We start from the raw sequence: 24,232 nt of genomic DNA, 5'->3' as shown, positions 1-24,232 counted from the left end.
GGCGGGTGACGGCCCGCCGGTCGCCCCGGGCGGCGCCCGGTCGGGTACGTCAGCGCAGTGCGGGGACCACCTGGTCGGCGAACAGCTCGATGCTCGAGCGGTCGTACGCCGCGTCGGCGAAGTAGGTGATCGCGTACCCGAGGCCCAGCTCGCGCAGCGCCGTCAGCTTCTCGACGACCTGCTCCGGCGTGCCGACCAGCGGCCCCTTGCGGAGGTCCTCGGCGAGCCCGGGCGCCTTGTCCGGCACGGTCAGCGCGTAGTGCTCCTCGAGCCACGCGACCTTGTCGTCGACGTCCGCCTCGGTCTCGCCGATGACGACGTTGTAGTTGGCCGAGCGCGTGATCTCGGCTGGGTCACGGCCGATCGCGGCGCAGTGCTCCGCGAGGACCTGCGACTTGTGCGCGAAGCCCTCGGGGCTGCCGTCGAAGTTGGTGTACTGCGCGTGCTCGGCCGCGATCCGCAGCGTCTTGCGCTCGCCGCCGCCCGCGATCCACAGCGGGGGACCGTCGACCTGCAGCGGCAGCGGCGACAGCTGGGCGCCGTCCACCTGGTAGTGCCGGCCGGCGAACGTCGCGACCCCGTTGGTCCACATCTGCTTGAAGATCTGCACGCCCTCGTCGAGCATCGCGATCCGCTCGCCGGCGCTGGGGAACCCGTACCCGTACGCGCGCCACTCGTGCTCGTACCAGCCCGCACCGATGCCCATCTCGACGCGTCCGCCCGAGATCACGTCGGCGGTCGTCGCGACCTTCGCCAGGTAGGCGGGGTTCCGGTACGCCATGCACGTGCACATCTGCCCGAGCCGCACGCGCGACGTGCTCGCCGCGAACGCGTTGATGAGGCTCCACGCCTCGTGCGTCGCCTCACCGTTCGGCTCCGGCACCGCGTGGAAGTGGTCGTAGACCCAGATCGACTCGAACGCGTCGCCCTCGTCGGCGTACCGCGCGAGCCCGCTCATCACCGCCCAGTGCTGCGAGGCGTCGATGCCCGTGAGGTCCTGCCGCCAGCCCTGGGGGATGAAGAGTCCGAAGCGCATGCGGCGCACGCTACCCCCGCGGGCGCGGGACGGCAGGGTCAGGCGGGGAACGTCTCACCGAACCGGACGACGAGCGCGGCGAAGCCCGTCCCGACGGTGCCGGCGAGCGTGACCGCGGCGAGGATCAGCGTGAGCGTCGCACGCGTGGTGCGTCCCTGGCGGCGCGGGGTCACGTCGGCGGGGTGGTGCGGGTCGACCCAGACCGTGCCGTCGAACGTGTACGGCACGCCGGGCGCGCGCACGAGCCAGACGAACAGCTGGGCCCGCAGCGGGCGGCCGTCGGGCCCGGGGTACTCGACGTCGACGAACGTCCCCGGCCCGACGTACGCGGACGACAGGGCGCGTGCCGGCACCTGCACGCGGTGCACGCGCCGTGCGGCGGCCAGCCAGCGCCCGCCGAGGGTCGCCAGGACGGCGGTGAGCAGAGCGCACACCGCGCACACGAGCCACAGCACCGCGGCGGGGGACGGGTCGCTCGCGGTGGCGTGCACGGTTCCTCCTGGATGACGCGACGGGGCGGGACGACTGGACCGGCGGGAAACGTAGCAAACCGCTCTCGTTGGCCTCGTCGCGGATCCGGCGCGAGGATGGGCACGTGCTGCTGTCCTGGACGTCCGCGCAGGTCCGCGCCGCAGAGGCCCCGCTCCTCGCCGACGGTGTCCCGCTCATGCAGCGCGCGTCGTTCGCGCTCGCGGGCGCGGTCGCGCGCGTGCTGCGTGAGCGACGTGGTCGCGTCGTCGGCGGGTCCGTCGTGCTGCTGGTCGGGCCGGGGAACAACGGCGGTGACGCCCTGCACGCGGGCGCGTACCTGCGGGCACGGGGTGCGGACGTGGTGGCGCTCGCGGTCGCACCGCGCGTGCACGACGAGGGCCGCGCGGCGCTCGAGGCGGCGGGCAGTCGCGTGGTCGTGGTCGACGAGGACGGCGTCGCGGCCGCCGCGGCGCGTGCGGCCGGTGCGGACGTCGTGCTCGACGGGATCCTGGGGATCGGGGCCCGGCCCGGGGGGCTGACGGGCGTCGCGGGCGCGCTCGTGGCACGGCTGTCGGCGCGCGACGACGAGCGCGGGCCCGTGGTCGTCGCGGTCGACACGCCGTCGGGCATCGGCGTCGACGACGGCTCGGCGACCGGGACGGTGCTGCGCGCCGACCGGACCGTGACGTTCGGTGCCGCCAAGCCGGGGCTGCTGCTGCCGCCGGCGGCCCGGCTCGCAGGTGAGCTCGAGGTCGTCGACATCGGTCTCGACCTGCCGGGGCGGCCCGCGATCGCGCGGCTCGAGGGCCACGACGCCGCCGCGCTGTGGCCCGTCCCCGGGCCGGCGGCGCACAAGTACTCGCGCGGGGTCGTCGGGGTGGTCGCGGGCGCGCGGCGCTACCCCGGCGCGGCGGTGCTCGCGACGTCGGCCGCCGTGCTCGCGGGCGTGGGGATGGTCCGGTACCTGGGTGACGTGGCGGACCTCGTCGTCGCGCGACGGCCCGAGGTGGTGGCCGGGCCGGGGCACGTGCAGGCGTGGGTGTTCGGGCCGGGGGTCTCGCCCGAGGACGCCGCGCAGCGGCGGCGCATCGAGCACGCCTTCGACGGTGTGCTGCACCGCGCCGAGCCCGCGGTCGTCGACGCGGGTGCGCTCGAGCTGCTGCCGCCGCGCGTGCCCGCGCACGTCGTGCTCACGCCGCACGCGGGCGAGCTCGCGCGGCTGCTGACGGCGCGCGGGCACCGCGTCGACCGCGAGCACGTGGAGGCGCACCCGTTGCGGCACGCGCGCCTCGCGCACGAGCTCACGGGCGCGACCGTGCTGGTCAAGGGGCACGTCACGCTCGTCGTCGGGCCGGACGGCGCCGCGTACGCGCAGTCCGACGCGCCCGCGTGGCTCGCCACCGCGGGGGCCGGCGACGTGCTCGCGGGCCTGCTGGGGGCGATGCTCGCGGGACGCGCGGCGGACGTCGCCGACGACCCGTCGCTCGCGGCCGCGCTCGCGGCGGCCGCCGCGCTCGTGCACGGCCGGGCGGCGCGCACCGCGAACCCCGGCGGGCCCGTCACGGCGCGCGCGGTCGCGCTCGCGCTGCCCGAGACGGTGGCCGCGCTGCTCGGCGCGGACGCGTCCCGGCCGACGGTCGGCTGGACCGCCGGCTCGACGGCCCGCGCGACGACAGGGCCGACGGCGACAGCACCGACGACAGGGCCGACGACGAGGTCGGCGGACGGGCCGGGTCGCGGTGGGAGGATGGGCCGGTGAGCTTCCCCGCCCGAGCCGTCGTCGACCTGTCCGTCATCGCGTCCAACGTCCGCTCCCTGCGCGCCCACGCGCCCACCGCGCAGCTCATGGCCGTGGTGAAGGCCGACGCGTACGGGCACGGGCTCGTGCCGTCGGCGCGCGCGGCGGTCGCGGGCGGTGCGACGTGGCTGGGCACCGCGCAGATGGACGAGGCGATCGCGCTGCGCGACGCGGGCGTCACCGCGCCGCGCGTGCTCACGTGGCTGTACGCGCCGGGCGCGCCGATCGCCCGCGCGATCGAGGCGGACGTCGACGTCTCCGTCTCGTCCGCCCCCGCGCTCGACGAGGTCGTCGCCGCCGCGCGGCTCGTCGGCCGGACCGCGCGCGTGCACCTCAAGGTCGACACGGGCCTCGGCCGCAACGGCCTGACCCCCGACGGCCTCGCGGACCTGCTCCCCGCCGCGCTGCGGGCCCAGGCGGAGGGCGCGGTCGCCCTCGTCGGGATCTGGTCCCACCTCGCGTTCGCCGACGAGCCCGATCACGCGACCGTGCGCGCGCAGCACGACGTGTTCGCCGATGCCGTCCGGCTCGCGGAGGCCGCCGGCGCGGCGATCGAGGTCCGGCACATCGCGAACTCCGCCGCGACCCTCACGTCGCCGCAGGTGCACTACGACCTGGTGCGGCCCGGCATCGCGGTCTACGGGCTGTCGCCCGTGCCGCAGCTCGGCGGTCCGGGCGACTACGGGCTCGTGCCCGCGATGACGCTCGAGGCCGAGCTCGCGACCGTCAAGCGTGTGCCCGCGGGCCACGGGGTGTCCTACGCGCACCAGTACGTCACGCCGCACGAGACGCGGCTCGGGGTGGTGCCGCTCGGGTACGCCGACGGCATACCGCGGCACGCCTCGGGCTCGCGCGAGCGGTCCGGCGGGCCGATCCGCGTGGGGGACCGCACGCTCGGCGTCGCGGGGCGGGTCTGCATGGACCAGGTCGTCGTCGACCTCGGCCCGGACGCGACCGAGCAGGCCGGCGACCGCGTCGAGCTGTTCGGCACGGGTGCGGACGGCGGGCCGACCGCGCAGGACTGGGCCGTCGCCGCCGGGACCATCTCGTACGAGATCGTCACGCGGCTGTCCGGCTCGGTGCCGCGCGAGTACGTCGGCGTCGAGGTGCTCGCCGGCTCCGCCGGCGGGGCCGCGGCGGCGACCGGTGCGGCCGCGGTCACGGGAGGTGCGCGATGAGCGACGTCGTCGTCCGGCTGCCCGACGCGCAGGCCACCCGCGCGTTCGGCCGTGCGCTCGCGGGCGTGCTGCGCGCGGGTGACCTCCTGGTCCTCACCGGTGACCTCGGCGCCGGCAAGACCACGCTCACGCAGGGCATCGGCGCGGGCCTCGGCGTGCGCGGACAGGTCGCCTCGCCGACGTTCATCATCGCCCGGGTGCACCCCGGGCTCGTGCGCGAGGACGGCACGCAGGGCCCCGACCTCGTGCACGTCGACGCGTACCGGCTGTCCTCGCTCGACGAGGTCGAGGCCCTCGACCTCGACTCGAGCCTCGAGGACGCGGTCACGGTCGTCGAGTGGGGTCGGGGCTGGGTGGAGGCGATCGCCACCGACCGGCTGGAGATCGCCCTGACGCGACCGCGCGGTGCGGCGACGGCGGCGGACGCCGCGGAGGTCGCCGACGACGACGGGGGTGCGGGGGAGCGTGTCGTGACGCTGCGCGCGGTCGGCGAGCGATGGGCCGGGGTCGACCTGGCGGCGCTCGCGCGCGCGGCGGACGACGCCGCCGACCGCACGGTCGGCGCGGACGACGTGGCAGGCTGAGCGTCGTGCCCCTGCTCGCCCTCGACACGTCCGCGTCCGTCTCCGTCGCCGTCACGGACGACGCCGGCAGCGCGCTCGTCCGCCACCGCGCGGACCTGCCCCGTCATCACGCGGAGCTGCTCGCCCCGCTCGTCGCCGAGGCGCTCGCGGATGCCGGCGTCGACCGCCGCGACCTGTCCGCGGTCGTCGTCGGCACCGGTCCGGCGCCGTTCACCGGCCTGCGCGTCGGCCTGGTGAGCGCGCGGACCCTCGCGCTCGCACTCGGCGTGCCCGCGCTCGGCGTGCCGAGCCTCGACGCGCTCGCCGCGGCCGCGACCCGTGCGGTCCCGACGGGCGCGCCGCTCGTCGTCGCGACCGACGCGCGCCGCCGCGAGGTCTACTGGGCCGCGTACCGGCGTGACGAGCAGGGCGCCCTGGGCACGCTCGTCGAGCCGCGCGTCGGGCCGGCGCACGAGGTGGCCGACGAGCCCGCGGTGGCGGGCGGCTTCGTCGTCGGCGCCGGCACGCACCTGTACCCCGACGCGTTCGCGGGCCTGACGCACGTGGCGGGCGCCGACGACCTCGACGCGGCCGAGCTCGTGCCGCTCGCGCTCGCGCGTCGCGCGGCGGGCGAGGCGCTCGGCACCGACCCGCTGTACCTGCGCCGCCCCGACGCGGTGCCGTCGGCGGGCAGCAAGCGCGTCCTGGGCGGATGAGCCCCGACCGCACGCCGCTGCGGCTGCGGCCGCTGACGCCCGACGACGTCCCGGCGCTGGACGTCCTGGAGCGCACGCTGTTCGGCGCCGCCGCCTGGTCGCCCGCGAGCCTCGCCGACGAGGTCGTCGGCCCGGGGCGCTGGTACGTCGGCGCGCAGTACGGCAACGGACCGCTCGTCGGGTACGCCGGGCTGTGGTTCGACGGCTACGACGCGCAGGTGATGACGATCGGCACGGCGGTGGGGCACCAGGGCCGCGGCATCGGCCGGGTCCTGCTCGACGCGCTCGTCGCGCGTGCGCGCGAGGTCGGCGCACCGTCGGTGCTCCTCGAGGTGCGGGTCGACAACGAGCCCGCGCTGCGGCTGTACCAGCGGGCCGGGTTCGAGAAGCTCGGCCTGCGCCGCGGGTACTACCAGCCGGAGAACAAGGACGCCTGGACGATGCGCCTCGACCTGGCGCAGGCTCCGGGTGGAGGGTCCCGCGCGACCGCGGGGTCCGGTGCCGACGAGACGGGGGAGCGGGCATGACGAACGGGACGACGGACACGACGCGCGCCGCGGTGCTGGTGGACGCGGTGGCGCTCGCGGCGGAGCTGGCGGGCGACGAGCCGCCCGTCCTGCTGGACGTGCGCTGGGCGCTGGGCCGCTCCGACGGCCACGAGCAGTACCTCGCGGGGCACCTGCCCGGCGCCGTGTACGTGGACCTCGACTCCGAGCTCGCGGCGCCGCCGAGCGTCGCCGCCGGTCGGCACCCGCTGCCGGACGTCGCGGCGCTCGAGGCCGCCGCGCGGCGCTGGGGCGTGCGGGAGGGGGCGCCGGTCGTGGCGTACGACGCGAGCGGCGGCACCTCCGCGGCGCGCGCGTGGTGGCTGCTGCGCTGGGCGGGCGTCGCGGACGTGCGGCTGCTCGACGGTGGGCTCGCGGCCTGGTCGGCGGCCGGCCTGTCGCTCGAGCCGGGCGAGGTGACGCCCGAGCGAGGCGACGTGGTGCTCGCGCCCGGCGCGCTGCCGACGATCGACGCCGACGACGCGGCCGCGTGGCCGCACGAGGGCACGCTGCTCGACGCTCGCGCGGCGGAGCGCTACGCGGGCGAGGTCGAGCCGGTGGACCCGCGTGCGGGCCACATCCCGGGCGCGGTGAGCGCGCCGACCGCGCAGAACCTCGCGGACGACGGCACGTTCCTGCCCGCGGACGCGCTGACGGAGCGGTTCCGCGCGCTGCGGGCCGCGGCGGGTGCGCCGGTCGCGGTGTACTGCGGCTCGGGGGTCACGGCGGCGCACCAGGTCGCGGCGCTCGCGAGCATCGGGGTGGAGGCGGCGCTGTACCCGGGTTCGTGGTCGCAGTGGTCGTCGGACCCGGACCGCCCGGTCGCGACCGGGTCCTGACCGACGCCTCAGACGGTCGTGGAGACCTGGTCCCAGGTGAGCCGCGCGGCCCGGGGGTGCGCGGTGCCCACGCCGTCACGGTGGCCGACGAGGACGATCAGCTGCGACTGCCAGCCCGTCCCGGCGAGCAGCTGCTCGTCGACGCCCGCGGCGTCGAACCCGCCGATCGGGCCCACGTCGAGGCCGGTGGCGCGCAGCGCGGTGAGCAGGTAGCCGGTCTGGATGAGCGTGTTGGTGCGCGCCATGCCCGCGCGCGTCTCGGGCTGGGCGTCGAGCGCGTCGACCATCGCGGCGCGGTGCGGGGCGAGCACCGGCAGGTGGTGGTGGAACGCCGGGTCGGCGGCGACGACGAGCGTGACGGGCGCGGCCAGGACGCGCTCGCGGTTGCCCTCGGCGGCGAGCGCGGCGAGCCGGGCCTTCGCCTCGTCGGAACGCACGACGAGCAGGCGCAGCGGCGTGATGTTCATCGCGGTCGGGCCCCACTTGAGCAGGTCGTACGCGGCCTGCAGGTCGGCGTCGGTCACGGGCTGGTCCGTGAACGCGCCGACGGTCCGGGCGCCGCGGAACAGCAGGTCGGCGGCGTCGTCGCCGATCGCGTACGTGGGCGTCGGGAAGTCGAGGGAGTCGATCGTCGAGGTCTCGGTCGTCATAGTTCACTTGAAGTCTCAACCAACCTCGACACTTCCCCCGGCGGCGTGTGACCGTCATCACAGTGCGTCGGGCACGTCTCGCGCTCGCCTCGCACGGGGGCCCACCCGGCGACGCGGCCGGTGCGAGCCCGGCGCGCGAGCGGCCTAAGGTTGTCGCCATGCCGAACAGCGAGCCCCTCGTCCTCGGGATCGAGACGTCGTGCGACGAGACCGGCGTCGCGCTCGTGCGCGGGTACGACCTGCTCGTCGACGCCGTGGCGTCCTCGGTCGACGAGCACGCGCGGTTCGGCGGGATCATCCCCGAGATCGCGTCGCGCGCCCACCTGGAGGCGATGGTCCCGACGATCGAGCGTGCGCTCGCCACCGCCGACGTCACGCTCGACCAGGTCGACGCGATCGCCGTGACCGCGGGACCGGGCCTGGTCGGGCCGCTCACCGTCGGCGCCGCCGCGGCGAAGGCCCTCGCGATCGGTCTCGACAAGCCGCTGTACGGCGTCAACCACGTCATCGGCCACGCCGTCGTCGACGAGCTCGTCGACGGCCCGTTCCCGGAGCGCGTCATGGCGCTCGTCGTCTCCGGCGGGCACTCCTCGCTCCTCATGCTCGACGACACCGTGCACGTCACCGAGCTCGGCTCGACGCTCGACGACGCCGCAGGGGAGGCGTTCGACAAGGTGGGCCGCCTGCTCGGCCTGCCCTACCCGGGCGGCCCGCACATCGACCGCCTCGCGCGTGAGGGGAACCCCGAGGCGATCCGCTTCCCGCGGGGTCTGACCGCCGCCAAGGACCAGGCGAAGCACGCGACGGACTTCTCGTTCTCCGGGCTGAAGACGGCGGTGGCGCGCTGGGTCGAGGCACGCCAGGACGCGGGCGAGGAGCTGCCGCTCGCGGACGTGTCCGCGTCGTTCGCCGCCGCGGTCGCGGACGTGCTGACCGCCAAGACGATCGCGGCGTGCCGCGCGCACGGGGTGTCGACGCTCGTCGTCGGCGGCGGGTTCTCCGCCAACTCCCAGCTGCGGGACCTGGCCGCCCAGCGGTGCGCCGAGGCCGGCATCGAGCTGCGCATCCCGCCCATCCGCTACTGCACAGACAACGGCGCGATGATCGCCGCGCTCGGCTCGGCGGTCGTCCGCCGCGGCATGCGGCCCTCGTCGCTCGACATCCCCGTCGACTCCTCGATGCCCCTCACGCAGGTCCTCGTCTAGGGCCCCGGCCTGCGCATCTGGGTCGGAAGTCACGCGCGCGCGCCGGGGTGGCGTCCCTAGCGTGGACGTGACGCGGCGTGGGCACGCCGCGCAGCGTGCGGGCGACGAGGCCCGGCGCGTGAGCCCTGCGAGGAGGGCGCCGCGTGAGCGTGCACGACGAGCGCGTGACCGTGACGGTCGACGGCCGCGAGGTGGAGGTCGACGCGGGCACGACGATCCTGCGGGCGCTGGCCGCCGAGGGGATCGCGATCCCGTCGCTGTGCCACGACGTACGCCTCGAGCGCTCCAACGCGAGCTGCGGGCTGTGCGTGGTGGAGGTCGGCGAGGGCGCGCCGCGTGACGTCAAGGCGTGCCTGACGCCGCTGACCGCGGGCATGGTCGTCACGACGCGGTCGCCGCGCCTGGAGGCCTACCGCAAGGTGCGCCTCGAGCAGCTGCTCACGGACCACAACGCCGACTGCGTCGCGCCGTGCGTCCAGACCTGCCCCGCGGGCGTCGACGTGCAGACCTACCTGCAGCACGTCGCGGACGGCAACTACGAGGCCGCGGTGCGGGTGATCAAGGACCGCAACCCGTTCCCGTCGGTCTGCGGGCGGGTGTGCCCGCACCTGTGCGAGTCGGCGTGCCGGCGCAACCTCGTCGACGAGCCCGTGGCGATCAACTACGTCAAGCGGTTCGCGACCGACTGGGACATGGCGCGCGAGACACCGTGGGTCCCGCGGACCGCGCCCGCGACGGGCAAGCGGATCGCCGTCGTCGGCGCCGGGCCGTCCGGGCTGTCCGCGGCGTACTACAGCGCGCTCGCCGGCCACGCGGTCACGGTGTTCGAGAAGCAGGACCACGCGGGCGGCATGATGCGCTACGGCATCCCCGAGTACCGCCTGCCCAAGTCCACGCTCGAGCACGAGATCGACATCATCCGCGCGCTGGGCGTGCGCGTCGTGACCGGCAAGGCGCTCGGCACGCACCTGAGCCTGGAGGACCTGCGCCGCGACTTCGACGCCGTGTACCTCGCGATCGGCTCGTGGCGGGCGACACCGCTGCGCATCGACGGGGAGAACCTCGACGGCGTGTGGCTGGGCATCCAGTACCTCGAGCGCGTGGCGAAGGGCGACGAGATCCCGCTGGGCCGCACGGTCGTCGTCGGCGGCGGCAACACCGCGATCGACTGCGCGCGCACCGCGCTGCGCTCCGGGGCGTCGCGCGTGCAGCTCGTGTACCGGCGCACGCGCCAGGAGATGCCCGCGGAGCCGTTCGAGGTCGAGGAGGCCGTCGCGGAGGGCGTCGAGATGCTCTACCTGACGGCGCCCGCGCGGATCACGGTCGGTGCCGACGGCACCAAGCGCCTCGTCTGCCTGCGCATGGAGCTGGGCGAGGCGGACCGCACCGGGCGGCGTCGCCCCGTGCCCGTCGAGGGCAGCGAGCTCGAGATCGAGGCCGACACGATCATCGGGGCCATCGGCCAGAGCACCGACACGGCGTTCCTCTACTACGAGATGCCCGTGCACATCAGCTCGTGGGTGCGCGGTCGTCCCGCGCACGGCGCCGAGGAGGCCGCGTACGCGGACCTGCCCGTGCGGCTCAACCAGTGGGGCGACGTCGAGGTCGACGGCCGGACCATGCAGTCGTCGGAGGACAAGATCTTCGCGGGCGGCGACTGCGTCACCGGTCCCGCGACCGTGATCCAGGCGGTCGCCGCCGGACGCCGTGCGGCGGCCGCGATGTCGGACTTCGTCCTGCGCGGCTACGTCCGGCCGAGCCACGAGGACTACTCCTGCTCGCGCGGCACGCTCGAGGACCTGCCGCGGCACGAGCTCGAGGACGTCGTGCGCGTCCCACGCGCGACGATGCCGTCGCTGCCCGTCGAGGAGCGCCTCGCGGGGTTCGCCGAGGTCGAGACCGGGCTGACCGAGCAGCAGGCACGCACCGAGGCCGCGCGCTGCCTGTCCTGCGGGTGCGCCAAGCAGGACTGCTGCCAGCTGCGCGACGAGGCGACCGCGCACGGGGTCGTGTTCGAGCTGCCGCTGCACGTGCGGCCGTACGAGCCCGTGGTCGCGGACCACCCGTTCATCGTGCGCGACAACAACAAGTGCATCGCGTGCGGGCGATGCGTCACCGCGTGCGCCGAGATCGAGGGGCCCGGGGTGCTGGCGTTCCAGTACCACGAGGGCCGGCTCGTCGTCGGAACGCACAACGGGCTCCCGCTGTCGCAGACCGACTGCGTCTCGTGCGGCCAGTGCGTGCGCGCGTGCCCGTGCGGTGCGCTCGACTACGTGCGCGAGCGCGGGGACGTGTTCACCGCGATCAACGACCCGCACACGGTCGTCGTCGGGTTCGTCGCGCCCGCCGTGCGGTCGGTGATCGCCGCGGAGTACGGCATCGAGCCGGCCGCGGCGAGCCCGTTCATCGCCGGGCTCATGCGCCAGGTCGGGTTCGACAAGGTGTTCGACTTCTCGTTCGCCGCGGACCTGACGATCCTCGAGGAGACCACCGAGTTCCTCGAGCGGGTCGCGACCGGGGGCGTGCTGCCGCAGTTCACGTCGTGCTGCCCCGGCTGGGTGAACCTCGTCGAGCGGCGCTACCCCGAGCTGATCGACCACCTGTCGAGCTGCAAGAGCCCGCAGCAGATGATGGGCACGACCGTGAAGCACCACTTCGCCGCGCAGGCCGGCATCACGCTCGACGACCTGTACGTCGTGTCCGTCGTGCCCTGCATCGCCAAGAAGGACGAGGCCGCGCGGCCCGAGCACACGACCGACGGGGTCCGGGACGTCGACGCGGTCCTGACCACGACCGAGCTCCTCGAGATGGTGCAGATGCTGCGGCTCGAGGCCGCGGACGTCGAGCCGGGCGAGTTCGACGAGCCGTACGCGCGCGTGTCCGGCGCGGGTGTCCTGTTCGGCGCGTCGGGCGGTGTGGCCGAGGCCACGCTGCGCATGGCGGTCGAGCAGCTCACCGGTGAGCCGCTCGTCGACAACCTCGACTTCACCGAGCTGCGGGGGACCGACGGGTTCAAGGAGGCGCACGTCACCGCCGGGGGCGTCGACGTGCGGGTCGCCGTGGTCTCGGGGCTGGGCAACGCCGAACCGCTCATCCGCCGGGTGATCGCGGGCGAGGACGTCGGGTACGACCTCGTCGAGATCATGGCGTGCCCGGGCGGGTGTGTGAGCGGCGCGGGTCACCCCGTGCCGACGTGCGCCGCCGAGACGCCCGGCCGCCAGCAGGTGCTCGTCGACATCGACCAGCTCTCGCCGATCCGCAAGTCCCAGGAGAACCCGGACGTCCTGCGGCTCTACGACGAGTTCTACGGCGCACCGGCCTCGCCGCTAGCGCACGAGCTGCTGCACACGACGTACGCGCCGTTCCGCGCGTGACGACGACCGGGAAGGAGGCCGCGATGAGGCGGACCGTCGCCCTGCTCGGCGCGTGCGTGCTCGCGCTGCTCGCCGCGTGCGGCCCGAGCACGCCCCCCACGGACCCGGCCGCCGTCACCACCACCACGCCCGGGCCCCGCCCCTCGCCGTCCGCGGAGCGCGTCACCGTACGGGTCGCCGCGCTCGCGGGCCCGACGACGATCGGTCTGCTCGGCCTGATGCGGGACGCAGCCGCGGGCACCGCGCGCCAGGACTACCGGGTCACCACGTACGGCACGCCCGACGAGGTGGTCCCGCAGCTCGTGCGCGGCGACGTCGACATCGCGCTGCTCCCGGCGAACCTCGCCGCGGTCGTGCACCGGCAGACCCGCACGGACGCGGGCCCGGCCGTGCAGGCGCTGGCCGTCAACACGCTCGGCGTGCTCTCGGTGCTCGAGCACGGGACCGACGTCCGCTCGCTCGCCGACCTGCGCGGCCGCACGGTGCTCTCCACCGGCAAGGGTGCGAGCCCGCAGTACGTGCTCGAGCACCTCCTGCGGCGCGCGGGCCTGACGCCCGGCACGGACGTCACCGTCGAGTACGTGCCCGAGCCCACGCAGGTCGCCGCGGCCCTCGCCGCCACGCCCGGCACGGTGGGTGTCCTGCCGCAGCCGTACGCGACCGCGGTCACCGTGCAGGAGCCGGACGTGCGCGTCGCGGTCGACCTCACGCAGGCGTGGGCGGACGTCGAGCCGTCGTCGCAGCTCGTCACGGGAGTCACGGTCGTGCGGACCGCGTTCGCGCGCGAGCACCCCGGCGCGCTCGCCGACTTCCTCGCCGACGACGCGCGCTCCGTCGCGTTCGTGACCGGCTCGCCGCAGGACGCCGCACCGCTCGTCGTCGAGGCGGGGCTCGTGCGGTCCGCGCCCGTCGCGCAGGCCGCGATCCCCGCGTGCCACCTGGTGCTGCTCACGGGCGACGAGATGCGTGCCGCGCTCGAGGGCTACCTGGCGGTGCTGCACGCCGCGGAGCCGCGGTCGGTCGGCGGGGCGCTGCCGGGGGACGACTTCTACCTGGGTGCGACGTAGGCGGCGCAGGATGACGGGCCGCCAGGTGAGGGGCCGCCGACGGGCGACGACGCAGCGGGCGCGGGTGGCCGTGGCGGTCGTCGGCTGGCTCGTCGTGTGGCAGCTCGCCGCCGCGGCGGTCGACCAGCACGTCCTGCTCGTCGGACCGTGGGACGTGGCGGTGCGGCTCACCGAGCTGGTGCCGACGAGCGCGTTCTGGGCGGCGGTGACCCGCACGCTCGTGAGCATCGCCGCGGGCTTCGTCCTCGCGGTCGTCGTCGGTGTCGCGCTCGCGGCGGCGTGCGCCGCGTCGCGGTGGGCGGACGCGGTCGTCGCGCCCGTCGTCGTGACGGTGCGCGCCACGCCGGTGGTCAGCTTCATCATCCTGGTGCTCGTGTGGACCGACGCGTCCCGCCTCGCGCTCGTGGTCGCGTTCCTCATGGCGCTCCCGGTCCTGCACGCGACCGTGCTCGAGGGCATCCGGGCGCGGGACGTGCGGCTGCTGGAGATGGCGCGCGTGTTCGCGGTCCCGTGGCCGCGGCGGGTCACCGCGGTCGACGTCCCGCAGGTGCTGCCGTTCCTCGTCGCGGGGTGTCGCACGGGTGTCGGTCTGGCGTGGAAGGCGGGCATCGCGGCCGAGGTCATCGGCCTGCCCGCCGGGACGATCGGTGAGCAGCTCTACCAGGCGAGGATGTTCCTGGCGACGGCGGACGTGCTCGCGTGGACGGTCGTCGTCGTCGTGCTCGCGGCGCTCACCGAGCGCGTCGTGGTCGCGGCCCTCGACCGTGCTGGCGGTCGGGGCGGCGAGCCGGTCCGTCGCCGCCCGTCGGGCCTCGAGGCGGGGGGCGTCGCGTGATCGCGCTGCACGACGTCACGGTCCGGTACGGCGGACGCACCGCGCTCGCCGGCCTGTCGGCCGTGCTGCCGCGGTCCGGTGTGACCGCGGTGACCGGGCCGAACGGTGCGGGCAAGACGACGCTCGGCCGGGTGCTGCTCGGGCTCGTGCCGCCGTCGTCGGGCCGCGTGACCGGGCTCGACGGGCTGCGCCGCGCGGCGGCGTTCCAGGACCTGCGGCTGTGCGAGCACCTGTCGGCGGTCGCGAACGTCCGGCTGGTGCTGCCGCGGTCGGTGCGCGCGGTGGCCGTCACCGACGCGCTGGATTGCGTCGGTCTCGACGGGCGCGCGTGGCACGTCCCCGTGCGCACGCTGTCCGGCGGTCAGCGCCGCCGCGTCGCGCTCGTGCGCGCGCTCGCGGGCGACGCGGACCTCGTCGTGCTCGACGAGCCGTTCACCGGGCTCGACGCCGCCGGGCGGGACGCGGTCCTCGCGTGGACGCGCGAGCGGCTCGAGGGGCGCACCGTCGTGCTCGTGACCCACGACCCGGGTGACGTCGCGTTCTTCGCGGCGACCGAGCTGCCGCTCGTGCCGGCCGACGCCGGGCCGTGGCCGCCGCAGAATGCGCTGGACGGCGGTCGGTAGCCTCACGCGCATGTACGTCCCGGTGTTCAACGCCATCGACGACGACGACGCGCGTGCGCTCGTGCGTGCCGTCGGGTCCGCCGAGCTCGTGACCGTGGGTCCGGACGGGTTCCCGGTCGCGACGCTGCTGCCCGTGCTGTGGGACGAGGACCGGCTGGTCGCGCACATGGCGCGGGGCAACGGGCAGTGGCGGGGGATCGAGCCCGGCTCGCCGGCGCTCGCGATCGTGGCGGGGGACCAGGCGTACGTGTCGCCGTCCTGGTACGCGTCGAAGGCCGAGCACGGACGCGTGGTGCCGACGTGGAACTACTCCGCGGTGCACCTCACGGGCCGCGTCACGGTGCACGACGACCCGCGGTGGGTGCGGGACGCGGTCACGCGGCTCACGGACGCGCACGAGGCGCACCGGTCGCAGCCGTGGCGCGTGACCGACGCGCCCGAGGTGTTCGTGACCAAGCAGCTGCGCGCGGTCGTCGGGGTCGAGCTCGTGGTGGAGCGCGTGGAGGGCAAGGCGAAGCTGAGCCAGAACCGGTCCGCGGCCGACCGTGCGGGCGTCGTCGCCGGGCTGCGCGGCGAGGCGGCGGCGGGTGCCCGGGCCGTCGCCGAGGCGATGCGCACGGACTGAGGTCCCGGGGGTTGTGGCGGAGCCGGTCCGCGCGTAACGTACAACCACATGGTTGTAGGAACAGGCGTCGCCCAGCTCGACCAGGACGAGGTCGACCGGATCTTCGGCGCGCTCGCCGACGCGACCCGGCGCGACATCGTCGTGCGCGTGCTGCGGGACGAGCAGTCGGTCTCGGCGCTCGCCCGGCGGTACTCGATGAGCTTCGCGGCGGTCCAGAAGCACGTCGCGGTGCTCGAACGGGCGGCGCTCGTGCACAAGCGTCGGCAGGGACGTGAGCAGATCGTGAGCGGCGACGTCGAGACGGTCCGGGCGGCAGCCCGGCTGCTCGACGCGTACGAGGCGGTCTGGCGCGGCCGGGTGGACCGGATCGCGGACCTCCTCGCCCAGGACGACGACCACCAGCAGCACCCGCCCACCCAGGACGAGAGGGACCCGTCATGACAGTCGTCAGCACGACCAAGGACACGCAGGCGCTCAGCCTCGTGATCGTCGCGGAGCTCGCCGCACCGCCCGAGAAGGTGTGGCAGATCTGGGCCGACCCGCGCAAGCTCGAGCGCTGGTGGGGCCCGCCCGAGTGGCCCGCGACGTTCCCGGACCACGACTTCCGCGTCGGCGGCCACGTCTCGTACTTCATGACGGGCCCGGACGGCGAGAAGGCGCACGGCTGGTGGACGTTCCTGGCGATCGACGAGCACAGGTCCATCGAGTTCGAGGACGGGTTCGCCGACGACGCAGGACAGCCGTCCGACGAGATGCCGACCATCCACGGGCGCGTGACGTTCGAGCCGCTCGAGGGCGGCACCCGGATGACCGTGACGTCGCGGTTCGACACCCTCGAGGACCTCGAGAAGCTCGTCGCGATGGGGATGGCCGACGGCATGACGGCCGCCATGGGCCAGATCGACGCGGTGCTGGCCGATGCCTGAGGGGACGGTGAGCGGCCCCGCCTCGTACTTCCCGTCGATCGAGCGGACGTACGGACGTCCGGTCGAGGAGTGGCTCGCGCTCGTCGCGGCGCGCCCGGCCGACGAGAAGCACGCCGCGACCGTCGCGTGGCTCAAGGCCGAGCACGGGCTCGGGCACGGGCACGCCAACGCGCTGGTCGCCTACCACCGCGCCCAGCGCTGACCACGCGGGCGGGCTCGAGGCGCGAGTCCCGGCCGGCTCAGAGCGGCTTGCCCGCCCGGAGCTCGGCGACGAGGGACGCGACCACCGCGTCGAGCTCGCCCGCGTTGCGCCGCGCGACCGCGCGCTGGCGCTGGTAGGACGCGCCCCGGCGCAGGACCACGCGCACCTGGTCGAGCTCGTCGGCGCAGCCGAGCCGCTCGGCCACGGGCGCGAGCACCTCGAGCCAGCGGGACACCGAGTCCGTGACCAGCTCCTCGTCGCCGGCCGCGTCGGTGATGACGATCGCGTCCATCCCGTAGCGCGCCGAGCGCCACTTGTTCTCCTGCACGAACCAGGTCGGCATGCTCGGCAGCGGCTCGCCCGCGTCGAGGAGCGTCGAGAAGTGCTCGACGAGGCAGTGCGTCAGCGCCGAGATCGCGGTGACCTCGAGCAGGTTCGTCGCGCCGTCGGCGATGCGCATCTCGAGCGTCCCGAACCGGGGCGACGGGCGGATGTCCCAGCGCACCTCGTCGAACTGGTCGATCACGCCCGTGTGCATCATGTCGCCCACGTACTGCTCGAGCTGCGACCACTCCTCGAACTGGTACGGCAGGCCCGCCGTGGGCAGCTGCTGGAACAGCAGCGCGCGGTTGGACGCGTAGCCGGTGTCCTTGCCGTTCCAGAACGGCGACGACGCCGACAGCGACTGGAGCTGCGCGAACACCGTGAGCATCGCGCGCGAGATCGGCAGCACCTTGGCCCGGTCCTCGACGCCGACGTGCACGTGCACGCCGTAGATCAGCATCTGCCGGCCCCACCACTGCGTGCGGTCGATCAGCGTCGCGTAGCGCTGCTTGTCGCTGACCTTCTGCGTCGCCCAGTTCGCGAACGGGTGCGTGCCGCCGCCCATCAGGTCGATGCGCAAGGGAGCGGCGGCCGCGGCGACCTCGTCGAGCGCGCGCTGCAGGTCCCGGCCCGCCTCGGCGACCGTGCGGCACTTGCCCGAGGAGATCTCGACCGTGTTCCGCAGGAGCTCCTGCGTGATGTTGGGGTGGTCGTGCCCGACGGTGTCGAAGATCGCGTCGGCCGCCTGGCGCAGGTCGCCCGAGTCGGCGTCGACGAGGGCGACCTCCCACTCGAGGCCGACGGTCGAGCGTTCGCTGCGGGCGAACGGCAGGTGCACGGGTGCGGCCATCACGCGTCCCCCGGGGTGCTGGTGCGGGTCTCGAGCGGCTCGACGACGAGCACGCTCTGCTGCCCGGCGATGCGCGTCAGGACGATCGTGCCCGTCGCCTCGCCCCGCAGGTCGAGCTGGCGGCGCAGCTGCTCGGGCACCACGGCGGTGCCGCGCTTCTTGATCGTGAGCCGCCCGACGCCGCGCTCGCGCAGGTAGGTGCGCAGGCGCTTGAGACCGAACGGCATGCGGTCGAGGACGCGGTAGCCCGTCGCGAACGGGGTCGCGCTGCGCTCGTCGGACGTCACGTACGCGATCGTCGGGTCGACGAGGCGTCCGCGCACGTCGAGCGCGACGTCCCCGACGAGGCCGGCACGGATCACCGCCCCGTCGGGCTCGTACAGGTAGCCCCCGAGCTCGCCGACGTGCGCGGCCGCGGGCTCGTCGGGTGCGAGGACGTGCGCGGTGCCGCCCGCGAGGACGAGCGCGGACCGCCCGGGGCCCTCGGGTGCGAGGGGCCCGAACCACAGACCCAGCTCGACGACGTCACCGTCGACCGAGACCCACTGCGCGCGCGCGTCCGAGGGCAGGTCGCGGTGCGCGACGCCCGGGCCGAGCTTGAGGCCGAGGGCGGGGACGCGCTCGCGTACGGCGAGCACCGCGTCGAGCGGCGGTGCGTACGCGGCCGGGTCGTGGACGCGTGAGCCGCCGCCCGTGCGGCGGGCGGGGTCGGCGTAGACGCCGTCGACGTCCGCGAGGTCGAGCGCGAGGCCGTCGGTGTGCCGGACCGCGACCTCGGGGAAGTGGCGCAGGTTGACCGTGGCGATCGCGGCGGTCATCTCGTCGAGCTCGGCCGCGGTGACGCGCAGCCCGACGCCCGCGAACGCGAGCGCGTCGGCCCCGATCCCGCACGTGAGGTCCGCGACGTGCGTCAGGCCCGCGTCGCGGTATCGGCGCGCGTGGTGCGCGGCGACCTCGAGCCGGGTGGCCTGCTCGAGCCCGGCGGACGTGAACAGCATGCCGTCGGCGAAGTCGCCGAGCTTGGCGTGGGCCTTGGCGCGCAGCCGGGACTGGGTGAGCGCGGCCGCGACGAGCGAGGGGTGCAGCCCCTCGGCGCGCAGCCGCTCGCCCAGCGGCATCGCCAGCCGCTCGTCGTACGGCGGCAGGGCGGACAGCAGCGCCCACCCCTCGGGGGCGAGCAGCCGGCTGAGCCCGTCGGCATCCATGGCGGCGATCCTTCCACCTGTCGCGCGCCGCGGTGCACCGCACCGGGCGGCGGGTGGACACGGTTAGCACTCGCCTTGACCGAGTGCCAAGGCGTTCCTAGAGTGAGGGAACTGGCACTCTCGGTGTGAGTGTGCCAATGCGCCAGGCCTTCCGGCACCCGCGACGACGGTGGCTGGGCGCGACCCGCTGAACCACTCAACACGCGAAGGGGAGGTCCGCTGTGTCGGTCTCCATCAAGCCGCTCGAGGACCGGATCGTCGTGAAGCCGCTGGAGGCGGAGACGACGACGGCCTCGGGCCTGGTCATCCCGGACTCCGCCAAGGAGAAGCCCCAGGAGGGCGAGGTCCTCGCGATCGGTCCGGGCCGGATCGACGACAAGGGCAACCGTGTCCCGCTCGACGTCGCCGTGGGTGACAAGGTCATCTACTCGAAGTACGGCGGCACCGAGGTCAAGTACGCCGGCGAGGAGTTCCTGATCCTCTCGGCGCGCGACGTGCTGGCGGTCGTCGCCAAGTGATCGCCCGCCGGCTCGCGCCGCCGTCCGTGTGACGGTGACCGCGGTCGGCGACGACGAGGGCCCCCGTCCTGGTGGACGGGGGCCCTCGTCGTTCCCGGTGGGTCCCGGTGGTCTCTCGGTGCCCGAGGCGCCTCGCGGCGGTCCGGGCGGTGGCAGCAGCGGGAGTCAGGCGCTGGTGCGGGCGACGACCGTGCGGGCACGCTGGGCGAGCAGCGCTGCGCGCTCGTCCTCGGAGAGCCCGCCCCAGACGCCGTACGGCTCACGGACCGCGAGCGACTGCTCACGGCACTGCTCGAGCACGGGGCACGTGGCGCACACGGCCTTGGCGGCCTCGGCGCGGCGACGGCGGGCTGAACCACGCTCGCCCTCGGGGTGGAAGAACAGGTCGGGGTCGGCCTGGCGGCAGGCGCCTTCGAACTGCCACTCCCACAGGTCCATCACCGCAACCTCGAGATCTCGGCCATGCGTCCTCCTCGTGCAATCGTCCGGCTGCGGATCCGGGCGATCTGGTGTCTGGCGGTGGTGCGGTGCTGGTGGGCGGTGACCAGGGTCCGAAGTCCCAGGCCGAGCCGCTGTCGTGACCGGAACGCTACAACCGAGTCAGAATCCGGTCAAGACCCGTTCGCGAGGCAGTCGTGACGCGGTTCGAGTCGCGTGTGTCCCGGTTTTCCCCGAACGGGGGACGGCTCGGGACCGCGCCGGTGCGCGCAGCCCGCGAGGCGACTGGCAGAATCGCGCCATGACCTTGTCGCCCGACGACGGCTCTGCCGCGCCCGAGCGCGACCCGTCGGACGACACCGTGGCGACCGCACCCCCCCGACGCCACGCCGCGCCGCTGACGGTCGCGGCCGTCGCCGCGCGCCTGGGCGTCGCGCCCGCGACGCTGCGCACGTGGGACCGCCGGTACGGGCTCGGTCCGTCCGAGCGCTCCGCCGGGTCGCACCGGCGCTACTCCGCGAGCGACGTCGAGCGGCTCCTCGTCATGCGGCGCCTCACGCTCGACGGCGTCGCACCCGGTGACGCCGCGCGCATCGCGAGCGTGACCGAGGTCGAAGGGCACGCGCAGCCCGGCCCGACGAACGTCGAGACCGCCCTGCAGGGCGGCGTCGGCGCGCGCCCGGGCGTGCCGTTCGGTGCGGGCACCCCCACCGCGCTCGTCGACGCCGCCCTCACGGGCGACGCCGCCACGTGCCGCGCGCTCGTCGCGCTGCCGCGCACGGCAGGCGTCGCCGAGCTCGAGCACTGGTGGACCGGGCTGCTCGAGCCGGCGCTCACCGAGCTCGCGCGTCGCACCGTGGTGGACCGGCCCGGGCAGGACGCGCCGCTCACCGTGCGGGCCGCGGCGGTCGAGGCCCTGCGCGCGTGGCTGCCGGCCGCGCCGCGCGGCGGGGGAGTCGTCCTCGTGCTCGTCCCGGAGGGCCAGGAGCGCCCGCTGCTCGTGCACGCGCTGACCGCCGCGCTCGTCGCCGCCGACGTCGACGCGCGGGCCGTGGGCGGGCCGACGAGCGTGCACCACGTGCTCGAGCTCGTGGTCATGACCCGGCCCGGCGCGGTCGTCACGGTCTCGCGACGCGCCGACGTGGACCTGGCGCATGTCGCCCAGCTCGCGCATGCTCATCCCGGGCTCGCCCAGTTCGTCATGATTCCCGACACGACGTCCGACGTCCCCTCGGGTGCGTCGGTGACCCGATCCCGCACGTTCCGCGGACTGCTGCACGAGGTGCTCGCAGTCGCGGGTCGTACTCCGAACGGGTGAAGTCCGCGGTGGGCCGCGCCGCGGGCTGCGGGGGGAATGTGCCGGTGTCGGACGGAGCCATACCGTCCGATAGCAGCACATGCGGCCATCAAGCACCCATCCGGTACGCGGGACCCCCACCCGCCGCGCTGGACGGGCTCGCTAACGTCACGTACCCGAAGGGCCGATAGCACACGCAGGTCCCGATGGGGAACACCTGGAAGAAGGAGGACGCGATGGCGGGTGTGGTCGTCTGCCATGCCTCGACCGCCGTTCGTGAACGACTGGTCGTGACGTCGATCGGCGTGCCGACGCTGAGCCCGGTGCGAGCCGCCGCCACCGTCGACGAGCTGCTCGCGCACGCACGTCGCGTCCCGCCGACGGTCGTGCTGCTCGATGCGCACATCCCGGCGCCCGGCGCCGGTGAGGCGATCCGTCGGTTGCGCGCCGTCGCGCCCGGCGTCGCCGTGGTGCTGCTCGCGCAGCCCGACGACTCGGCGGCCCTCGACCGGGCGCTCGCGCTCGGTGCGCGGGGGTTCCTCGCGCCGGACGTCGGCCGTGCGGAGCTCTCGGCGGTCGCGGCGCACGTGCTCGCGAGCCCGGTGCTGCCCGGCGGGCAGCGGCCCGTCGTGGACGTGCCGCGTCCGGCGGTGCCCGCGGCGGACGCCGAGGGCGGCGCGGGTGTCGCGCAGGAGCCGGTCAAGCCGGCCGTGACGCTCACGAAGCGGGAGATCGAGGTCCTCGTCGGCATGAGCAACGGGCGGTCGAACGCGCAGATCGGGGCCGAGCTGTTCCTCTCGGAGGACACGGTCAAGACGCACGCGCGGCGGCTGTTCCGCAAGCTCGGCGCCAACGACCGGGCCCAGGCCGTGGCGATCGGCCTGCGCGGTGGTCTGATCCGCTGAGCCGCAGTCGTGGACGGGCGGCCGCAGGGGGCGGCGGGCGACGTATCCTGAGCGGATGACGGGACCCGACTCGCCGGCCGACCCCTTCGCTCGCATCGGCCTGACCTACGACGACGTCCTCCTGCTCCCGGGAGAGACCGACGTGATCCCCAGCGAGGTCGACACGACCTCGCGGCTCACGCGTGAGATCCACGTCCGCGTCCCGCTGCTCTCGGCCGCGATGGACACCGTGACCGAGTCGCGCATGGCTGTGGCCATGGCGCGCCAGGGCGGCATCGGCATCCTGCACCGCAACCTGTCGATCGCCGACCAGGCGCACCAGGTCGACCGGGTCAAGCGCTCGGAGTCCGGCATGGTCTCCGACCCCGTGACCGTGTCCCCGGACGCGACGCTCGCCGAGCTCGACGAGCTGTGCGGCCAGTACCGCGTCTCCGGCCTGCCGGTCGTCGACGACGAGCGCCGCCTGCTCGGCATCATCACCAACCGCGACCTGCGGTTCGTGCCGGTCGGCGAGTTCGCGACGCGCCGCGTGCGCGAGGTCATGACCGCGATGCCGCTCGTCACGGCGCCCGTCGGCATCGACCGCGACGACGCGGCGGCGCTGCTCGCCAAGCACAAGATCGAGAAGCTCCCGCTGGTCGACGACGCGGGCGTGCTGCGCGGTCTCATCACCGTCAAGGACTTCGTGAAGTCCGAGCAGTACCCGCTGTCGACCAAGGACGCCGAGGGCCGGCTCGTCGTCGGTGCCGCGATCGGCTTCTTCGGCGACGCGTGGGAGCGCGCCACGGCGCTCGTCGAGGCGGGGGTCGACGTGCTCGTGGTCGACACCGCGAACGGCCACGCGCGGCTCATGCTCGACATGGTCCGCCGCCTGAAGTCCGACCCGGCCACCCGTGGCGTGCAGGTGATCGGCGGCAACGTCGCCACCCGCGAGGGCGCGCAGGCGCTCGTCGACGCGGGCGTCGACGCCGTCAAGGTGGGCGTGGGACCGGGCTCGATCTGCACGACGCGCGTCGTCGCCGGCGTCGGGGTGCCGCAGGTGACCGCGATCCACGACGCGTCGCTCGCCTGCAAGCCCGCCGGCGTCCCGGTGATCGGCGACGGCGGTCTGCAGTACTCGGGCGACATCGCCAAGGCGCTCGTCGCGGGCGCCGACACGGTGATGCTCGGATCGCTGCTCGCGGGCTGCGACGAGTCGCCGGGCGAGCTCGTGTTCGTCAACGGCAAGCAGTACAAGCACTACCGCGGCATGGGCTCGCTCGGTGCGATGGCCTCGCGCGGGCGCATCTCGTACTCCAAGGACCGCTACTTCCAGGCCGACGTCGCGTCGGACGAGAAGATCGTCCCCGAGGGCATCGAGGGGCAGGTGCCGTACCGCGGGCCGCTCGCGGCCGTCGCGCACCAGCTCATCGGCGGTCTGCACCAGTCGATGTTCTACGTCGGCGCGCACACCATCCCGCAGCTCCAGCAGCGCGGGAAGTTCGTGCGCATCACGGCGGCGGGGCTCAAGGAGTCCCACCCGCACGACATCCAGATGACGGTCGAGGCACCGAACTACTCGTCCCACCGCTGACCCCTCCCGAACGGCGGCCGCCCCCTGCGGGGTGGCCGCCGTTCGTCGTCCGGGGCAACCCCGCGAGCCTCAACGTTTCACCCATGGGCCGGACGGTGCGGCGTGGATACCGTCTTCCCACCTCATGCCGTGGGGTCGGCGGCGCTCGTATGTGAGCGCTCAACCGGCCGGTCCTGGCGCGGTACCACTCGCACGACGCCGTGCGGCGCGTGCGCGACGGAAGGAGCACACGATGCCCGCTGGAGCTGCGACCGCACGACGGGCGGGGGTGGCGCTGCTCGCGGCGCTCGCCGTCGTCCTCGCGTGCCTCACCGTCGCCGCCTCGCCCTCGACCGCGGCGACGACCGCGGGCTGCGGCAAGGCCCCCACGCTGTCCACGGGGCAGCACACCATCACCAGCGGCGGCGTGTCCCGCACGTTCCGGCTCGACGTCCCCGCGGGCTACGACCGCAACAAGCCGTACCGGCTC

At 74.9% G+C, this 24,232-nt stretch carries 25 protein-coding genes and 1 pseudogene; 20 read left to right on the top strand and 6 right to left on the bottom strand.

Going from position 1 to position 24,232, the window contains the following annotated elements:
* Positions 1–49: 49 nt before the first annotated feature.
* Positions 50–1,036, bottom strand: a complete 987-nt coding sequence (locus CUD01_RS14110; RefSeq protein ID WP_141322014.1) for an LLM class F420-dependent oxidoreductase — start codon at positions 1,034–1,036, stop codon at positions 50–52.
* 38 nt (positions 1,037–1,074) lie between these two features.
* Positions 1,075–1,527 (bottom strand): hypothetical protein, encoded by a 453-nt coding sequence (locus CUD01_RS14105; protein WP_141322011.1) that lies wholly within the window; start codon positions 1,525–1,527, stop codon positions 1,075–1,077.
* 104 nt (positions 1,528–1,631) lie between these two features.
* On the opposite strand from CUD01_RS14105, the gene CUD01_RS14100 reads away from it, so the two are divergent.
* Genes CUD01_RS14100 through CUD01_RS14075 form a run of 6 tightly spaced genes read left to right on the top strand, consistent with a single transcriptional unit; the run spans position 1,632 to position 7,146 of the window.
* The gene (locus CUD01_RS14100; protein ID WP_141322008.1) at positions 1,632–3,266 is read left to right on the top strand and encodes a bifunctional ADP-dependent NAD(P)H-hydrate dehydratase/NAD(P)H-hydrate epimerase; all 1,635 of its coding nucleotides are present in this window, start codon (positions 1,632–1,634) and stop codon (positions 3,264–3,266) included.
* A complete protein-coding gene (gene alr, locus CUD01_RS14095) occupies positions 3,263–4,483 on the top strand; it encodes an alanine racemase (protein ID WP_141322005.1) in 1,221 nt (406 codons plus the stop codon). The genes CUD01_RS14100 and alr overlap by 4 nt, the downstream gene beginning before the upstream one ends.
* On the top strand, positions 4,480–5,067 hold the full coding sequence (gene tsaE / locus CUD01_RS14090; RefSeq protein WP_141322002.1) for a tRNA (adenosine(37)-N6)-threonylcarbamoyltransferase complex ATPase subunit type 1 TsaE: 588 nt from the start codon (positions 4,480–4,482) through the stop codon (positions 5,065–5,067). Before alr ends, tsaE begins: the two co-directional genes overlap by 4 nt.
* Before the next feature lie 5 nt (positions 5,068–5,072).
* Positions 5,073–5,762: a tRNA (adenosine(37)-N6)-threonylcarbamoyltransferase complex dimerization subunit type 1 TsaB gene (tsaB, locus tag CUD01_RS14085; RefSeq protein WP_141321999.1), complete on the top strand. Its 690-nt coding sequence runs from the start codon at positions 5,073–5,075 to the stop codon at positions 5,760–5,762.
* Entirely contained in the window at positions 5,759–6,289 is a 531-nt protein-coding gene (gene rimI, locus CUD01_RS14080) for a ribosomal protein S18-alanine N-acetyltransferase (protein ID WP_141321996.1), read from the top strand. The genes tsaB and rimI overlap by 4 nt, the downstream gene beginning before the upstream one ends.
* Positions 6,286–7,146 carry a sulfurtransferase gene (locus CUD01_RS14075; protein ID WP_141321993.1) on the top strand — a complete coding sequence of 287 codons (861 nt, stop codon included), beginning with the start codon at positions 6,286–6,288 and terminating at the stop codon, positions 7,144–7,146. Before rimI ends, CUD01_RS14075 begins: the two co-directional genes overlap by 4 nt.
* Before the next feature lie 8 nt (positions 7,147–7,154).
* Here the strand turns inward: CUD01_RS14075 and CUD01_RS14070 are convergent, their stop codons facing one another.
* Positions 7,155–7,796, bottom strand: a complete 642-nt coding sequence (locus CUD01_RS14070; RefSeq protein WP_094180685.1) for a malonic semialdehyde reductase — start codon at positions 7,794–7,796, stop codon at positions 7,155–7,157.
* A gap of 158 nt (positions 7,797–7,954) precedes the next feature.
* Between CUD01_RS14070 and tsaD the strand changes: the two genes are divergently transcribed.
* The 9 genes from tsaD (at position 7,955) to CUD01_RS14025 (ending at position 16,653) form a co-directional block, all read left to right on the top strand.
* Positions 7,955–9,001 (top strand): tRNA (adenosine(37)-N6)-threonylcarbamoyltransferase complex transferase subunit TsaD, encoded by a 1,047-nt coding sequence (gene tsaD, locus CUD01_RS14065; protein ID WP_094180684.1) that lies wholly within the window; start codon positions 7,955–7,957, stop codon positions 8,999–9,001.
* Positions 9,002–9,144: 143 nt separating this feature from the next.
* Positions 9,145–12,375, top strand: coding sequence for a [FeFe] hydrogenase, group A (locus CUD01_RS14060; protein WP_141321992.1), 3,231 nt, complete (start codon positions 9,145–9,147; stop codon positions 12,373–12,375).
* 23 nt (positions 12,376–12,398) lie between these two features.
* Positions 12,399–13,442 (top strand): ABC transporter substrate-binding protein, encoded by a 1,044-nt coding sequence (locus tag CUD01_RS14055; RefSeq protein WP_141321989.1) that lies wholly within the window; start codon positions 12,399–12,401, stop codon positions 13,440–13,442.
* 10 nt (positions 13,443–13,452) lie between these two features.
* Positions 13,453–14,277 carry an ABC transporter permease gene (locus tag CUD01_RS14050; RefSeq protein WP_141321986.1) on the top strand — a complete coding sequence of 275 codons (825 nt, stop codon included), beginning with the start codon at positions 13,453–13,455 and terminating at the stop codon, positions 14,275–14,277.
* Positions 14,274–14,900 (top strand): ABC transporter ATP-binding protein, encoded by a 627-nt coding sequence (locus CUD01_RS14045; RefSeq protein ID WP_141321983.1) that lies wholly within the window; start codon positions 14,274–14,276, stop codon positions 14,898–14,900. The genes CUD01_RS14050 and CUD01_RS14045 overlap by 4 nt, the downstream gene beginning before the upstream one ends.
* Positions 14,901–14,910: 10 nt before the next feature.
* The gene (locus tag CUD01_RS14040) at positions 14,911–15,525 is read left to right on the top strand and encodes an FMN-binding negative transcriptional regulator (protein ID WP_141321980.1); all 615 of its coding nucleotides are present in this window, start codon (positions 14,911–14,913) and stop codon (positions 15,523–15,525) included.
* A 48-nt stretch (positions 15,526–15,573) separates the two neighbouring features.
* Complete coding sequence (locus CUD01_RS14035; RefSeq protein WP_141321977.1) at positions 15,574–15,966, top strand: ArsR/SmtB family transcription factor; 393 nt, start codon at positions 15,574–15,576, stop codon at positions 15,964–15,966.
* Entirely contained in the window at positions 15,963–16,451 is a 489-nt protein-coding gene (locus CUD01_RS14030; RefSeq protein ID WP_141321974.1) for an SRPBCC family protein, read from the top strand. The genes CUD01_RS14035 and CUD01_RS14030 overlap by 4 nt, the downstream gene beginning before the upstream one ends.
* Positions 16,444–16,653 (top strand): DUF4287 domain-containing protein, encoded by a 210-nt coding sequence (locus tag CUD01_RS14025; protein WP_141321972.1) that lies wholly within the window; start codon positions 16,444–16,446, stop codon positions 16,651–16,653. The genes CUD01_RS14030 and CUD01_RS14025 overlap by 8 nt, the downstream gene beginning before the upstream one ends.
* Positions 16,654–16,690: 37 nt before the next feature.
* Here the strand turns inward: CUD01_RS14025 and CUD01_RS14020 are convergent, their stop codons facing one another.
* Positions 16,691–17,827: a glutamate--cysteine ligase gene (locus CUD01_RS14020; RefSeq protein WP_094180677.1), complete on the bottom strand. Its 1,137-nt coding sequence runs from the start codon at positions 17,825–17,827 to the stop codon at positions 16,691–16,693.
* Positions 17,827–19,032: a class I SAM-dependent methyltransferase gene (locus CUD01_RS14015; RefSeq protein WP_141321969.1), complete on the bottom strand. Its 1,206-nt coding sequence runs from the start codon at positions 19,030–19,032 to the stop codon at positions 17,827–17,829. Before CUD01_RS14015 ends, CUD01_RS14020 begins: the two co-directional genes overlap by 1 nt.
* A 221-nt stretch (positions 19,033–19,253) precedes the next feature.
* Here CUD01_RS14015 and groES point away from each other — a divergent pair, with 221 nt between their 5' ends.
* On the top strand, positions 19,254–19,550 hold the full coding sequence (gene groES, locus CUD01_RS14010; RefSeq protein ID WP_094180675.1) for a co-chaperone GroES: 297 nt from the start codon (positions 19,254–19,256) through the stop codon (positions 19,548–19,550).
* Between the two features lie 165 nt (positions 19,551–19,715).
* Here groES and CUD01_RS14005 read toward each other — a convergent pair whose 3' ends face one another.
* Positions 19,716–19,988: a WhiB family transcriptional regulator gene (locus CUD01_RS14005; RefSeq protein ID WP_141321967.1), complete on the bottom strand. Its 273-nt coding sequence runs from the start codon at positions 19,986–19,988 to the stop codon at positions 19,716–19,718.
* A 301-nt stretch (positions 19,989–20,289) separates the two neighbouring features.
* Between CUD01_RS14005 and CUD01_RS14000 the strand changes: the two genes are divergently transcribed.
* The 4 genes and pseudogenes from CUD01_RS14000 to CUD01_RS16750 form a co-directional block, all read left to right on the top strand.
* A complete protein-coding gene (locus CUD01_RS14000) occupies positions 20,290–21,306 on the top strand; it encodes a MerR family transcriptional regulator (protein ID WP_141321964.1) in 1,017 nt (338 codons plus the stop codon).
* Between the two features lie 185 nt (positions 21,307–21,491).
* Positions 21,492–22,190 carry a response regulator transcription factor gene (locus CUD01_RS13995; protein ID WP_243860722.1) on the top strand — a complete coding sequence of 233 codons (699 nt, stop codon included), beginning with the start codon at positions 21,492–21,494 and terminating at the stop codon, positions 22,188–22,190.
* Between the two features lie 55 nt (positions 22,191–22,245).
* A complete protein-coding gene (gene guaB, locus CUD01_RS13990; protein ID WP_094180673.1) occupies positions 22,246–23,763 on the top strand; it encodes an IMP dehydrogenase in 1,518 nt (505 codons plus the stop codon).
* A gap of 232 nt (positions 23,764–23,995) precedes the next feature.
* Positions 23,996–24,232, top strand: a pseudogene (locus CUD01_RS16750) (cellulose binding domain-containing protein); the annotation flags it as partial.

It is taken from the genome of Cellulomonas uda, assembly GCF_006538705.1.
Classification (GTDB): domain Bacteria; phylum Actinomycetota; class Actinomycetes; order Actinomycetales; family Cellulomonadaceae; genus Cellulomonas; species Cellulomonas uda.
The sequence above is the reverse complement of the archived record's forward strand: the minus strand, read 5'-3'. Positions and strand labels throughout refer to the sequence as shown.

Coding starts and splice junctions, on each gene's coding strand:
- CUD01_RS14110 (WP_141322014.1), bottom strand. CDS start 1,036: ATGCGCTTCGGACTCTTCATCCCCCAGGGCTGGCGGCAGGACCTCACG.
- tsaE (WP_141322002.1), top strand. CDS start 4,480: ATGAGCGACGTCGTCGTCCGGCTGCCCGACGCGCAGGCCACCCGCGCG.
- rimI (WP_141321996.1), top strand. CDS start 5,759: ATGAGCCCCGACCGCACGCCGCTGCGGCTGCGGCCGCTGACGCCCGAC.
- CUD01_RS14075 (WP_141321993.1), top strand. CDS start 6,286: ATGACGAACGGGACGACGGACACGACGCGCGCCGCGGTGCTGGTGGAC.
- CUD01_RS14070 (WP_094180685.1), bottom strand. CDS start 7,796: ATGACGACCGAGACCTCGACGATCGACTCCCTCGACTTCCCGACGCCC.
- tsaD (WP_094180684.1), top strand. CDS start 7,955: ATGCCGAACAGCGAGCCCCTCGTCCTCGGGATCGAGACGTCGTGCGAC.
- CUD01_RS14055 (WP_141321989.1), top strand. CDS start 12,399: ATGAGGCGGACCGTCGCCCTGCTCGGCGCGTGCGTGCTCGCGCTGCTC.
- CUD01_RS14050 (WP_141321986.1), top strand. CDS start 13,453: ATGACGGGCCGCCAGGTGAGGGGCCGCCGACGGGCGACGACGCAGCGG.
- CUD01_RS14040 (WP_141321980.1), top strand. CDS start 14,911: ATGTACGTCCCGGTGTTCAACGCCATCGACGACGACGACGCGCGTGCG.
- CUD01_RS14035 (WP_141321977.1), top strand. CDS start 15,574: ATGGTTGTAGGAACAGGCGTCGCCCAGCTCGACCAGGACGAGGTCGAC.
- CUD01_RS14030 (WP_141321974.1), top strand. CDS start 15,963: ATGACAGTCGTCAGCACGACCAAGGACACGCAGGCGCTCAGCCTCGTG.
- CUD01_RS14025 (WP_141321972.1), top strand. CDS start 16,444: ATGCCTGAGGGGACGGTGAGCGGCCCCGCCTCGTACTTCCCGTCGATC.
- CUD01_RS14020 (WP_094180677.1), bottom strand. CDS start 17,827: ATGGCCGCACCCGTGCACCTGCCGTTCGCCCGCAGCGAACGCTCGACC.
- CUD01_RS14015 (WP_141321969.1), bottom strand. CDS start 19,032: ATGGATGCCGACGGGCTCAGCCGGCTGCTCGCCCCCGAGGGGTGGGCG.
- CUD01_RS14005 (WP_141321967.1), bottom strand. CDS start 19,988: ATGGACCTGTGGGAGTGGCAGTTCGAAGGCGCCTGCCGCCAGGCCGAC.
- CUD01_RS14000 (WP_141321964.1), top strand. CDS start 20,290: ATGACCTTGTCGCCCGACGACGGCTCTGCCGCGCCCGAGCGCGACCCG.
- CUD01_RS13995 (WP_243860722.1), top strand. CDS start 21,492: ATGGGGAACACCTGGAAGAAGGAGGACGCGATGGCGGGTGTGGTCGTC.
- guaB (WP_094180673.1), top strand. CDS start 22,246: ATGACGGGACCCGACTCGCCGGCCGACCCCTTCGCTCGCATCGGCCTG.